General features: G+C 66.0%; 10 protein-coding genes. 6 read left to right on the forward strand and 4 right to left on the reverse strand.

Translation table 11 applies throughout. The features are described from left to right. Positions 1–128 precede the first annotated feature (128 nt). Positions 129–1,352, forward strand: coding sequence for a mannosyltransferase (locus tag BST12_RS24220; protein ID WP_083115783.1), 1,224 nt, complete (start codon positions 129–131; stop codon positions 1,350–1,352). On the opposite strand, the gene BST12_RS24225 is transcribed toward BST12_RS24220, so the two are convergent. The 3 genes from BST12_RS24225 to BST12_RS24235 form a co-directional block, all read right to left on the reverse strand. Next, positions 1,300–2,754 (reverse strand): serine hydrolase domain-containing protein, encoded by a 1,455-nt coding sequence (locus BST12_RS24225; protein WP_245850546.1) that lies wholly within the window; start codon positions 2,752–2,754, stop codon positions 1,300–1,302. The two genes, BST12_RS24220 and BST12_RS24225, sit on opposite strands and share 53 nt — an antisense overlap. Before the next feature lie 32 nt (positions 2,755–2,786). Beyond that, positions 2,787–4,184, reverse strand: a complete 1,398-nt coding sequence (locus BST12_RS24230; RefSeq protein WP_245850544.1) for an alpha/beta fold hydrolase — start codon at positions 4,182–4,184, stop codon at positions 2,787–2,789. A gap of 218 nt (positions 4,185–4,402) precedes the next feature. Next, positions 4,403–4,687, reverse strand: a complete 285-nt coding sequence (locus tag BST12_RS24235; protein WP_083115785.1) for a 4a-hydroxytetrahydrobiopterin dehydratase — start codon at positions 4,685–4,687, stop codon at positions 4,403–4,405. A gap of 26 nt (positions 4,688–4,713) precedes the next feature. Between BST12_RS24235 and BST12_RS24240 the strand changes: the two genes are divergently transcribed. The 5 genes from BST12_RS24240 (at position 4,714) to narI (ending at position 11,883) form a co-directional block, all read left to right on the forward strand. Then, on the forward strand, positions 4,714–5,106 hold the full coding sequence (locus BST12_RS24240) for a (deoxy)nucleoside triphosphate pyrophosphohydrolase (protein ID WP_083115786.1): 393 nt from the start codon (positions 4,714–4,716) through the stop codon (positions 5,104–5,106). Between the two features lie 120 nt (positions 5,107–5,226). Next, positions 5,227–8,877 (forward strand): nitrate reductase subunit alpha, encoded by a 3,651-nt coding sequence (locus tag BST12_RS24245; RefSeq protein WP_083115795.1) that lies wholly within the window; start codon positions 5,227–5,229, stop codon positions 8,875–8,877. 2 nt (positions 8,878–8,879) lie between these two features. Continuing rightward, positions 8,880–10,502 (forward strand): nitrate reductase subunit beta, encoded by a 1,623-nt coding sequence (narH, locus tag BST12_RS24250; protein WP_083115787.1) that lies wholly within the window; start codon positions 8,880–8,882, stop codon positions 10,500–10,502. Continuing rightward, positions 10,499–11,155 carry a nitrate reductase molybdenum cofactor assembly chaperone gene (gene narJ, locus BST12_RS24255; RefSeq protein WP_083115788.1) on the forward strand — a complete coding sequence of 219 codons (657 nt, stop codon included), beginning with the start codon at positions 10,499–10,501 and terminating at the stop codon, positions 11,153–11,155. The genes narH and narJ overlap by 4 nt, the downstream gene beginning before the upstream one ends. Beyond that, positions 11,152–11,883: a respiratory nitrate reductase subunit gamma gene (narI, locus tag BST12_RS24260; RefSeq protein ID WP_083115789.1), complete on the forward strand. Its 732-nt coding sequence runs from the start codon at positions 11,152–11,154 to the stop codon at positions 11,881–11,883. The genes narJ and narI overlap by 4 nt, the downstream gene beginning before the upstream one ends. Here narI and BST12_RS24265 read toward each other — a convergent pair. After that, complete coding sequence (locus tag BST12_RS24265; protein ID WP_083115790.1) at positions 11,857–12,969, reverse strand: hypothetical protein; 1,113 nt, start codon at positions 12,967–12,969, stop codon at positions 11,857–11,859. The two genes, narI and BST12_RS24265, sit on opposite strands and share 27 nt — an antisense overlap. Positions 12,970–13,044: the final 75 nt, after the last annotated feature.

The following is a 13,044-nucleotide window of genomic DNA, read 5'->3' on the forward strand; positions in this document are numbered from 1 at the left end:
TCGATGGCAGGTCCCCCACAGGACCTGCGGACGAAGCTATCGCGGTACAGATGTGACTCAAGTGACACGTGTGGCATTTATGTGATCGTTACCGATACGAGTGGCGGCAGTGACCAGGCCGCAACGCGATCGCTAGAGTCGGGCAGATAAACACCACTTCACCCGCTCCGGCGGCTCGCGCGGCGCCGCTGCTGCTGGTCCTCAGCATCGCCGCGCGATTCGCCTGGACGTACTTGGCTCCCCACGGCGCAAACTTCGTAGACCTGCACGTTTACCTTGGCGGCGGAGCCGCGCTCGATCATCCCGGCACGCTGTACAGCTACGTCTACGCCGACCAGACGCCGGACTTCCCGCTGCCGTTCACCTATCCGCCGTTCGCGGCGGTCGTCTTCTATCCGCTGCATCTGCTGCCGTTCGGCGTGGTCGCCTTCCTCTGGCAGGTGGCAACCATGGCCGCGCTGTACGGCTCGGTCCGCCTCACCCAGCGCCTGATGGGCGTCGCCGCGAGCGAGGGACACCGCGTCGCGATGGTGTGGACCGCCGTCGCCGTCTGGCTCGAGCCGTTGCGCAGCACGTTCGACTACGGCCAGGTCAACGTGTTGCTGATGCTCGCGGTGTTGTGGGGGGTCTACACCACCCGGTCCTGGCTGACGGGACTGCTGGTCGGCGTGGCGGCCGGAATCAAGCTGACACCGGCCGTCGCCGGCATCTATCTCGTCGGCGTCCGGCGGTGGTGGGCCGCCGCGTTCTCCGCGGTCGTCTTCCTGGGCACCGTGGTGGCGTCGCTGGTGGTGGTCGGCGACCAGGCCCGCTACTACTTCACCGATCTGCTGGGTGACGCCCGCCGGGTCGGACCGATCGCCACGTCGTTCAACCAATCCTGGCGCGGCGCGATCTCGCGAATTCTGGGCTGCGACGCCGGTTTTGGTCCGCTGGTCCTGGCCGGGATCGCCGTCACCGCCGTGTTGGCCGTGCTGGCCTGGCGGGCCCTCGATGCATCCGATCAGCTGGGCAAGCTGCTGGTGGTCGAGATGTTCGGGCTGCTGGCCTCGCCGATCTCGTGGACGCACCACTGGGTGTGGCTGGTGCCGTTGATGATTTGGCTGCTGCACGGGCCGCTGCGCGAGCGGCTCGGGGCCCGGATTCTGGGCTGGGGCTGGTTGGCCCTGACCGTCGTGGGCGTCCCATGGTTGCTGAGTTTTGCCCAACCAACCATCTGGCAGATCAGCCGGCCCTGGTATCTGGCCTGGGCCGGGCTGATTTACCTGGTGGCGACGCTGGCCACGCTGGGCTGGATCGCTACGGCAGGTACTCGCGGCGGAACAGCCGCCCGTGGGTGCGGAACCAAATGACATTGCCGACCGGGTCGCGGATGAAATTCGAGCGGGTGCCCGTCGGCTTGCCGTCGGCTGCGAGGTCGAGGCCGTAGTCCGGCCGGTAGAAGGCAAGACCGAACGGGCTACCCGGATCGGTGCCGCCGTCGCTCATGGTGCCGTCCAATTGGCCGTTGCCCGAACGGAATTCGATGACGGCCCGTTCGAGATCGCCGGATTCGGGGACCAGTTCGGCGACGTACCGTCCCACATACGGCGCCAGGTCACTGGCGCCGAGGTGCTGTGGCGTGGCGGGCAGATTGCTCACGGTGGCGAACCGGCGCAGCGCCCAGTCGTCGGCGAAGAGGTCGATCAGCAGCGCGGCTCCGCCTTCGGAATTGGTGAGCAGTGTCATGGCGAAATTGCGTTCGGGCACCATGAAGAAACCCGACCGTTGCCCGTTCCAGGTGCCGCCGTGCTGGACTATGGTCACGTTCTCCGCGCAGGGCCGCAGCATCCAGGCCACACCCATCCCGGTGAGCTCGACCTGTAATGTCCCGCCGGCGCCCGGGTTTGAGCGCATCGCGGTCAGCGCCTGCGCGCTCATCAGCCGGGTCCCGTTCGGTGCGGTGCCGTCGCCGAGGTGAAACCTTGCGTAGCGCAGTTGATCCCGGGCATTGGAGATCAGCCCGCCGGTGGGGTTGCAACTGCGCGGGAAGTGCCAAAAGCCGGTATCCACCACGGCTTTGCCGTCGACGACGTTGTGTGCGGCCGCGACATTGAGACCGATGATCTGGTCGGAGAAGTATTGGGTATGGCTCAGCTGCAGCGGGTCGAGCAGCAGGTTGTGCACCGCCGTTTCATAACTAGACCCGGTGACGGCCTCGATGATCCGGCCCGCAACCACCAAACCCGCGTTGTTGTAAGCGAATACGGCCCCCGGTGGATTCAGCTGCGGCAGCCGCGTCATCGACGCGACATAACGGCTGACCGCATCGTCGCCACGCCCGAAGTCCTGGACATCGTCACCCAGCCAGCCCGGAGTGTGGTTGAGCAGCTGTCGCACCGTCACCGCGGCACTGGCCGCCGGGTCGGCAACGGCGAACTCCGGAAGATAGCGGCGCACCGGGGCGTCCAGGTCGACCTTGCCCTCGTCCACCAGCCGCATCATCGTGGTACCCGTGAAAGTCTTTGTGGTGGAACCGATCCGGAACATGGTGTCGGCGTCGACGGGTAGCGGATGGTCGATGTTGGTGACGCCGTAACCCTTGAGATATTCTCGTCCGCCGGCCCAGACGCCAACCGCGGCGCCGGGAATCCCGTAGGCCTTCATGCCCGCGGTGATCTTGCCGTCGAGCTCGTCGAACGCGGATGCGGGCTTGGCCGGCTCAGCAGGTTTCGACGAACACGACGCCAAACCCAGGGTCGCTGCCCCCGCCACGGCGCCGCTCAGCAGGGCCCGACGAGTCACCGTCACGGTGGTGGCGGGGCAATGGCGTAGCGCGGCGGCTGTGTCGAGTTGATACAGCTGGTGTCGGGCTGCTGCGGGTTGTCGAAGAACGACGCGATGACGACGGCACCGCAGTGGTCGGCGTAGATTCCGTGCGCGACGCCCGGCACCGTCACCGAAATCGCATGCGGAAGATGCTGGGCCACATACTGTCCCGACGCGGCGCCGGTCTGGCCGTCATAGCTGCCGGACAACGCCAGCGCCGGCATCGTGGCGTTGCTGATCCCGCGCACCCAGTCCGAGGCCTTGGGCACGTTCCAGGCTGCGCATGCCTGCCGCAGGAACGGCAGTTGCGGCGCCTGGGCGCGCACCGAATCGGGCAGCGCGGCGAAGACCTGTCGGGCGGCACGCAGTTGGTCGTCGGCGGAGTCGAACGGAACCCACTCGCTGCACCAGACGCTCAAGCTCAGGCCCCAGCCCATGACGCCCACCTTGGCGGGGTTCACCCAGGCCATCGCCCACTGCTTGGCGATCCGCGTTGGATTGCCGTGCACCAGTTCGTCGATGGCGGCGGGCAACTCGGCCGGAAAGTGGGTTCCCATTGGGACCATCCAGTTCAGCAGAACTCCGCCGTCGAGCACTATCTTGGTGTCGCCCACGCCTTCGACGTTGACCGTGGCGGTCACCGGATGTGCCTCGAGTTCGTTGACCTGCCGGACGAAGGTGTCGGCGAGGTTGGGATAGTGCGCTTGGCAGTCCGGTTGGACCGTGCACGCGCTCATCATGTTGTCGAACGCTTCCCGCGCGCTGCCCCAGGTCCAACTCGGACTCGAGATCGACGGCGGCGTCGACCCATCCAATACCAGCGAGCGCATGGCCGGCGCGTCCAGCCGCGAGTAGATCAACGCCAGGTCGGTGCCGTAGGAGTGGGAGAACACATTCCACTGGTTGATGTGCAGCGCATTGCGTAAGTCGATCAGGTCGTAGGCGCTCTCGGTGGAGTTGAAGGCCGACAGGTCGGCACTGCCGGCCAGCCGGTCGTGGCAGGTCCGCACCGCTTGCACGTACTCGTCGCCGGTGCTCGCCGCGTCATACACCAGGCCCGCCCGGCGCGCGAAGAACTGATCGATCTCCGGGCAAGTCAGCGCCGGTTGCGACGAGTGATTGCCGCGCTGGGCAAGCAGGATCAGATCGCGGTTGCGGTTGAGGCCGACGCCCTCGGCAATCGGCGGGTCGATGATCGCGTCCTCGCCGGGGCCACCGGTGAAGATGACGATCGGGTCGGCGGCGGCCGGCTGGGTTTCCGACGGGACGATCGCAACCGCCAGCCGCAGCGTGCGCCCACCGGGTTTGGTGCGATTCTCCGGTACCACCAGCGTGGCGCAGTGCGCCGTGGCCAGCTGTGGCGAAGGTTGCGGCACCGCGGGGCAGGGACCCGGTTCATACTGCGCCGCCGGGTGGACGACCGTAGGCGGCGCGGTGGGTACGGAGGCCGAAGGCGGCTGGGCGCTCGGCGGCGAATCACGATGGGCGCACGCGACGCCTGTCCCCGCCATTGCCAGTGTCAGTGCCAGCGCGAACCTCACCGGGGCCGATCTGTGCAGCGCCATCGAGGGCAATGTTCACACAGAGTCGCGGGTTACGTCTCGACTATTCCGTTAATATCGCGCGCCATGTCGACGTCGTTTTGGGTGATGCCACCCTCGGAATGCGTCACTAACGCGAAAGTCACTGTCCGCCAACGGATATCGATATCGGGGTGATGGTCTTTCTCCTCGGCGCGCTCGGCCACCCGTCGCACGGCGTCGATGCCGGCCAAAAACGAGGGGAACTTGATCGATCGGCGCAGGGCGCCGTCGGCGCGTTCCCAGCCGCTGAGGTCGGGCAGTGCGGCGTCGACTTGCTCATCGGTTAACACAGCCATACCTCGACGGTATACCGTCACTGGCAATGCCGAATCTGATCGTCGTCGCCGGAGCGATCTTCTCCGGTGATGCGGTCCTGGTGGCCCAGCGCGATCGGCCGCCGGAATTGGCGGGCCGCTGGGAACTTCCCGGGGGAAAGGTCGCGCCGGGGGAAACCGAGCCTGCCGCGCTGGCCCGCGAACTGGCCGAGGAGCTGGGTCTGCGGGTCGAGGACGTCGCGGTGGGCCGGCGTATCGGCGCCGACGTCGCGTTGAACGACACCACGACACTGCGTGCGTACCAGGTAAGCCTGCTGCGCGGAGTACCCCACCCGCACGACCATCGGGCGCTGCGCTGGGTCACCGCGGCCGAACTGCCCGACGTCGATTGGGTGCCGGCCGATCGTGCCTGGCTTGGCGATCTGACGAAGGCAATGTGAATCCACAGGCCCCATACAGCAAATTTCCAGCGAGTTGTTGTCGCGATGCCGCATATGGCGGTGGACCATGGGGTATGAACGATCGTGCCGGTAGCTGATCAGGGCAAGGAGGCCTATCGCTTGACCGTCACTCACCACATCGGCGGACACCTCGAGGAACTGCTGGAGCGCAGCGGGCGCTTCTTCACGCCGGGCGAATTCTCGTCTGATCTGCGCACGGTAACCCGGCGCGGCGGCCGTGAGGGCGACGTCTTCTATCGCGACCGATGGAGCCACGACAAGGTGGTTCGCTCCACCCACGGGGTCAACTGCACCGGTTCCTGCTCGTGGAAGATCTACGTCAAGGACGGGATCATCACCTGGGAGACGCAGCAGACCGACTACCCGTCGGTGGGCCCGGACCGACCCGAATACGAGCCGCGCGGCTGTCCCCGCGGAGCCTCGTTCTCCTGGTACAGCTATTCGCCCACCCGGGTGCGTTACCCCTATGCCCGCGGCGTGCTGATCGAGATGTTCCGCGAAGCCAAAGCCCGGCTCGGAGACCCGGTGCTGGCGTGGGCCGACATCCAGTCCGACCCGCAGCGCCGTCAGCGCTATCAGCAGGCTCGCGGCAAGGGCGGGCTGGTCCGGGTGAGCTGGGCCGAGGCCACCGAGATGATCGCCGCGGCGCATGTGCACACCATCAAGACCTACGGGCCGGACCGGGTCGCCGGCTTCACGCCGATACCGGCCATGTCGATGGTCAGCCATGCCGCGGGCTCGCGGTTCATCGAGCTGATCGGCGGCGTGATGACGTCGTTCTACGACTGGTATGCCGATCTGCCCGTGGCCTCGCCGCAGGTGTTCGGGGACCAGACCGATGTTCCCGAATCCGGGGACTGGTGGGACGCTTCCTATCTGATGATGTGGGGCTCCAACGTCCCGATCACCCGCACCCCGGACGCGCACTGGATGGCCGAGGCGCGTTACCGCGGCTCCAAAGTCGTTGTGGTAAGCCCTGATTACGCCGACAACACCAAGTTCGCCGACGAGTGGATGCGTTGTGCGGCCGGCACCGACGCCGCCCTGGCCATGGCGATGGGCCACGTCATTCTCTCGGAATGCTATGTGCAGAAACAGGTTCCGTTCTTCGCCGACTACGTCCGCCGCTACACCGATCTGCCGTTCCTGATCAAGCTGGAACAGCGCGGCGACAAGCTGGTGCCGGGAAAGTTCTTGACGGCCGCCGACATTGGCGAAGAAGTCGAGAACTCGGCATTCAAACCCGCACTGCTGGACGAGGTCACCAACCGCGTCGTCATCCCGCACGGCTCGCTGGGTTTCCGTTTCGGCGAGGACGGCGTCGGCAAGTGGAACCTGGACCTGGGCCCGGTGATACCGGCGCTCAGCGTCGAAAGAGATGACGCGGCAGCCGAACTCGTCGACCTGCCGAGCTTTGACACCATCGACGGCCACGGTGAGACGGTGTCCCGAGGGGTGCCGGTGCGCCGCGTCGGCAAGCATCTGGTGTGCACGGTGCTCGACCTGATGCTGGCCCACTATGCGGTCCAGCGCCCGGGCCTGCCCGGCGAATGGCCCACCGGATACGACGACGCCAGCCAGCAGAACACCCCGGCCTGGCAGGAGCCGATCACCGGAGTGCCGGCCGCCCAAGCCATCCGCATCGCCAAGGAATTCGCCCGCAACGCAGAGGAGTCCGGCGGACGATCCATGGTCATCATGGGCGGCGGCATCTGCCATTGGTTCCACGGCGACGTCATCTACCGCTCGGTGCTGGCGCTGCTGCTGTTGACCGGGTCGATGGGCCGCAACGGCGGCGGCTGGGCACACTACGTCGGCCAGGAGAAGGTGCGCCCGCTGACCGGATGGCAGACCCTGGCCAACGCCACGGACTGGGCGCGTCCGCCCCGCCAGGTGCCCGGTGCGTCGTACTGGTATGCCCACACCGACCAGTGGCGCTACGACGCCTACGGCGCGGACAAGCTGACCAGCCCGGTGGGCCGCGGCCGGTTCGACGGCAAGCACACCATGGACCTGATGACCTCCGCGACGGCCATGGGCTGGAGCCCGTTCTACCCGCAGTTCGACCGGTCCAGTCTCGACGTCGCCGACGAGGCGCAGGAGGCGGGCCGCGACGTATCCGACTATGTCACTGAACAACTCGCGCAGCGCAAGCTGAAGCTGGCGATCACCGATCCGGACAACCCGGTCAACTGGCCGCGGGTGCTGACCGTCTGGCGGGCCAATCTGATCGGCTCGTCGGGCAAGGGCGGCGAGTACTTCCTGCGCCATCTGCTGGGCACCGACTCCAACGTGCAGGCCGAGCCTCCCGAGTCCGGCATCCCGGAGGGCAAGCTCGATCTGATGATGTCGATCGACTTCCGGATGACGTCGACGACACTGGTGTCCGACGTGGTGCTGCCCGCCGCGACCTGGTACGAGAAGAACGACCTGTCCAGCACCGACATGCACCCCTACGTGCACGCGTTCAGCCCGGCCATCGACCCGCCGTGGGAAACCCGTTCGGATTTCGATGCTTTCGCCGCGATCGCCCGCACCTTCAGCGCGCTGGCCCAGCGCCACCTGGGCACCCGCTCCGATGTGGTGCTGACCGCGCTGCAGCATGACACCCCGGATGCCATGGCGTATCCCGATGGCACCGAACACGATTGGCTGCAAACCGGCAAAATTCCGGTGCCGGGGCGCACGATGAGCAAGCTCACCGTGGTCGAGCGCGACTACGCCGCGACCTACGACAAGTGGGTGACGCTGGGACCGCTGGTCGACAAGTTCGGGATGACGGTGAAGGGCTACACCGTGCACCCGTTCCGGGAAGTCAACGAGTTGGCCGCCAAGTTCGGTGTGATGAATTCCGGGGCGGCCGCGGGCCGTCCGGCGATCACCACCGCGCGCCGGATGGCAGACACGATCCTGGCCCTGTCCGGCACCTGCAACGGGCGGCTGGCCGTCGAGGGCTTCCTCGAGCTGGAGAAGCGCACCGGGCAACGGCTGGCTCACCTGGCCGAGGGCAGCGAGGAAAAGCGCATCACCTACGCCGACACCCAGGCGCGTCCGGTGCCGGTGATCACCAGCCCGGAATGGTCGGGTAGCGAAACCGGCGGCCGGCGCTACGCTCCGTTCACCATCAACATCGAGCACCTCAAGCCGTTCCACACGCTGACCGGCCGCATGCACTTCTATCTCGCCCACGACTGGATCGAGGAGCTCGGCGAGCAACTGCCGGTCTATCGGCCGCCGCTGGACATGGCGCGTCTGTTCGAGCAGCCCGAGCTCGGTCCTACCGAAGATGGAATCGGGTTGACCGTAAGGTATTTGACGCCGCACTCGAAATGGTCGTTCCACTCCACCTATCAGGACAACCTGTACATGCTGTCGTTGTCCCGCGGCGGCCCGACCATGTGGATGAGCCCGGGCGATGCTGCGAAAATCAAAGTGCGCGACAACGATTGGGTTGAGGCCGTCAATGCCAACGGCATCTACGTGTGCCGCGCAATCGTTTCCCACCGCATGCCCGACGGTGTGGTGTTCGTCTACCACGTCCAGGAGCGCACCGTGGACACACCGCGCACCGAAACCAACAACAAGCGCGGCGGCAACCACAACGCGCTGACCCGAGTCCGAATCAAACCCAGCCACTTGGCCGGTGGCTACGGCCAGCACACATTCGCCTTCAACTACCTGGGCCCGACCGGCAACCAGCGTGACGAGGTGACGATAGTGCGCCGTCGTAGCCAGGAGGTGACTTACTGACCATGAAGGTAATGGCGCAAATGGCGATGGTGATGAACCTCGACAAATGCATTGGCTGCCACACCTGTTCGGTGACCTGCAAGCAGGCCTGGACCAACCGCGCGGGTACCGAGTATGTGTGGTTCAACAACGTGGAAACCCGTCCGGGCGTGGGATATCCGCGCACCTACGAGGACCAGGATCGCTGGCGCGGGGGATGGGTCCGCGACGCCAGGGGCCGGCTGCGGCTGCGCGACGGCGGACGCATGGCCAAGCTGCTGCGCATCTTCGCCAACCCCAAACTGCCCACCATGGACGATTACTACGAGCCGTGGACCTACGACTACGAAAATCTGACCCAGGCCCCCGCGGGCGACACCTTCCCGACCGCCGCGCCCAAGAGCGCGATCACCGGCGAACCGGTGAAGATCTCGTGGGGCTCGAACTGGGACGACAACCTGGCCGGCTCAACCGAAATCGTGCCGCAGGACCCGATCCTGAAGAAGGTCAGCGAGGAGGTCAAACTCAAGCTCGAAGAGACCTTCATGTTCTACCTGCCCCGGATCTGCGAGCACTGCCTCAACCCGTCGTGCGTGGCCTCGTGCCCGTCGGGTGCGATGTACAAGCGCACCGAGGACGGCATCGTGCTCGTCGACCAGGACCGCTGCCGCGGCTGGCGGATGTGCGTGTCCGGATGTCCTTACAAGAAGGTGTATTTCAACCACAAAACCGGCAAGGCCGAAAAGTGCACGCTGTGTTACCCGCGCATCGAGGTGGGGCTGCCGACGGTGTGCTCGGAAACGTGCGTGGGGCGGTTGCGCTACCTGGGCCTGGTGCTCTACGACGTCGACCGGGTGCTCGAGGCGGCCTCGGTGGAGAACGACGCCGATCTGTACGAGGCGCAGCGCTCAATCCTGTTGGACCCCAACGACCCTGAGGTGATCGCCGGCGCCCGGGCGCAGGGCATCTCCGAGGAGTGGATCGACGCGGCCCAGCGCTCGCCGGTATACGCACTGATCAACACCTACAAGGTTGCCCTTCCGCTGCACCCGGAATACCGGACCATGCCCATGGTGTGGTACATCCCGCCGCTGTCACCGGTGGTCGACGCGGTCAGCCACGACGGGCACGACGGCGAGGATCTGGGCAACCTGTTCGGTGCCCTGGAAGCGTTGCGCATCCCGATTCAGTACCTGGCCGAACTGTTCACCGCCGGCGACACCGAAGTGGTCGCCGGGGTGCTGCGCCGGCTGGCGGCCATGCGGTCGTACATGCGTGACATCAACCTGGGCCGGGAAACCCAACCGCATATCCCGGAAGCCGTCGGCATGACCGAGGAACAGATCTATGAGATGTACCGACTGCTGGCCATCGCGAAATACGAAGAGCGCTATGTCATTCCGACGGCGTACGCCGCGGAGCTGCCCGACGCCGGGATGGCCGACGAGATGGGGTGCTCACTGTCGTTCGACGGTGGGCCGGGCATGTATGAGTCCGGCCCGTTCGGCGACGGCAGCGGTGTTCCGGTACCGGTCGCCGTGGAAACCTTCCACGCCCTGCGGCAACGCCAGACGAACTTGCTGAACTGGGACGCCCGGGGTAAGCCCGAGAGTCTGTTCCCGGAGACGAAGCAGGTCAAGCGATGAAACTGTTGTCCCGCTCCAAGCAACAGGGCAGCGGATTGCAGGACCGGCTGGTGTGGCAGGCGGCGTCGCTGCTGTTGGTCTACCCGGATGACGATCTGAGCCGGCGGCTGGACACCGTCGACGAATTGCTCACGCACATCGGCGAACCGGCGGCGGCGCTGCTGGTTAAGACGGCCGCGGCCCTGCGGGGGGGGGAGCCGATGGCCGCCGCGATGGAATACGTCGAGACCTTCGACATGCGCCGGCGCGCCACCATGTATCTGACCTACTGGACAGCCGGGGACACCCGTAACCGCGGGCGCGACATGCTCGCCTTCGCGACCGCCTACCGCGAAGCCGGCGCCGAGCCGCCCCAGGCCGAGGCGCCCGATTACCTGCCGGTGGTGCTCGAGTTCGCCGCCACCGTCGATCCCGCTGCCGGGCGGGCACTACTCACTGAGCATCGCGTCCCGATCGACGTGCTGCGAAACGCGTTGGCCCAGGCCAACTCTGCCTATCAGCACGCCGTGGCCGCGGTCTGCCAGACGCTGCCGGTGGCCACCGACCAGGACGTCCGCCGGGCGCAGCGCCTGGCGCAGGCCGGCCCACCTGCGGAATCGGTTGGACTGCAGCCCTTTACGCTCACCGTTCCGCCTAAACGAGGCACGACATGAAATTGTGGGAGATCTTCTGGGACGACGCGCCGTATGTCGTGCTGGCAATTGTGGTCGTCGGCACCTGGTGGCGGTACCGGTACGACAAGTTCGGGTGGACCACCCGTTCCTCGCAGATCCACGAGTCGCGGCTGCTGTCGATCGCCAACCCGTTGTTCCATTTCGGCAGTCTGGCCGTGATCATGGGCCACGTCATGGGCCTGTTCGTCCCGGAATGGCTGACCCGTCGCATCGGCATGAGTGACCACCTGTATCACCTACAGGCGCTCATGCTCGGCATACCTGCCGGTATCGCGACAATCCTGGGCGTCGGTCTGTTGATCTACCGCCGTCGCACGCACGAGGCCGTTTACCAGGCAACCACCCGCAACGACAAGGTCATGTACGTGGTGCTGGCGTGCGCGTTGGTGGCCGGCTTGAGTTGCACACTCATCGGCGCCACACACTTCGGCGAGCTGCACGACTACCGGCAAAAGGTGTCGATCTGGTTCCGGTCGATCTGGATTCTGGATCCGCGCGGAGATCTGATGGCCCATGCAGCGCCGTACTACCAGCTCCACGTGTTCCTCGCGCTGATGCTGTTTGCGCTATGGCCGTTCACCCGGCTGGTCCACGCGTTCAGCGCGCCGTTCGCCTACCTGTTTCGGCCCTACATCGTCTACCGCAGTCGCGATGTGGCCGACAAGCACCAGTTGGTGGGTTCAGCGCCGCGCCGCCGCGGCTGGTAGCCGCGCCATGCCTGTGCGGGCCATCTGCCGCGCAACGAGACCAGCCAGCACCAGTATCACGCCAATGGCGAAACCAATGACCAAATTCTGGTTCGGGGTATGGATCACCCGGAACCTATACAGCGTGGCGATCGCGGCCAAGGCCAAAGTGCCTGCGCCGCAAATCAGATAGCCCCGCGCCAGTGCGGGCGTGGGACGGGGAAACGCCGGAATCAGCGAGAGCAGCAGGCCGGCGATTGCGAGCAACAACGAGATCACCAGGGGAATGAGCGGGATATAGCCGAAGAGCAATCCGCTAGGTGTCAAGGTGACGAGAGCGCAGCCGACCATCGTTTCATCGGCGCGTGCGCGTCCGCGACCCATGGCCAGTAACGCGATGCCAGGGATCAATCCGAGCATGACCAGCCATGCCAGGGAACTGATAAGTGAGCGGTAGCTCTCGTGCCAGGACAAGCCGATCTTCCACCAGTGCGATGCCGGGACGAGGGACAGTGCCGCCGAGAACGTCAAAAGCACCACGCCAGCCAAGACGCAACCCAACCGACCTGCACTGAGGGAAGGCCCTTCAGCCAGTGGTGTCGATGCCCCCGCGGCTCGGCGCAAGGCTATGCCGCCGGCGGTAACCACGATGACGCCCAGGGCTCCGCCGATAACCAGCGAAAACGAAGGCACGAAGACGCCGCGGTACGGGCGCACCAGTACGTCGAGGAAGGCCAACGCCAAAACGCCCGCGCCGCAGAGTAAAACCCCGCGCGCGAGTGCACGGGTGGGTTTGGGGACCATGGCGCTGAGCAACACCAGCAAGCCGACGATGCCGAGCAAGCCGGAGGGCTCGAGAACCTGGAGAAGCCACTTACTGAGGGCCGTGCCGATCCCCAATGCCGCCAGGGCGCAACCTGCGATCGTCCTATCGGCGCGGGTTCGCCCCCGGCCGAGCGCCAGTAGGGCGATTCCCGGGATCACGGCCAGAATCAGCAGCCACATCAAGACGCTCGGCACCGCGTTGTAATTCAGACTCCAGTCGGCCTCTCGCCATGGACCGAGCAGATATGCCGCCGCAAACGACAGCATGGCTACACCGGACATTACGGATGCGAACCTGCCGGCGCCGATCGCCGCGTCTGCCCGGGGCGTCGCAAGCAGGGTGGGCGCTTGCTGGGT

The organism is Mycobacterium angelicum (assembly GCF_002086155.1).
GTDB classification, from domain to species: domain Bacteria; phylum Actinomycetota; class Actinomycetes; order Mycobacteriales; family Mycobacteriaceae; genus Mycobacterium; species Mycobacterium angelicum.

Coding starts and splice junctions, on each gene's coding strand:
- narI (WP_083115789.1), top strand. CDS start 11,152: ATGAAATTGTGGGAGATCTTCTGGGACGACGCGCCGTATGTCGTGCTG.
- BST12_RS24235 (WP_083115785.1), bottom strand. CDS start 4,687: ATGGCTGTGTTAACCGATGAGCAAGTCGACGCCGCACTGCCCGACCTC.
- narH (WP_083115787.1), top strand. CDS start 8,880: ATGAAGGTAATGGCGCAAATGGCGATGGTGATGAACCTCGACAAATGC.
- BST12_RS24265 (WP_083115790.1), bottom strand. CDS start 12,969: ATGTCCGGTGTAGCCATGCTGTCGTTTGCGGCGGCATATCTGCTCGGT.
- BST12_RS24240 (WP_083115786.1), top strand. CDS start 4,714: ATGCCGAATCTGATCGTCGTCGCCGGAGCGATCTTCTCCGGTGATGCG.
- narJ (WP_083115788.1), top strand. CDS start 10,499: ATGAAACTGTTGTCCCGCTCCAAGCAACAGGGCAGCGGATTGCAGGAC.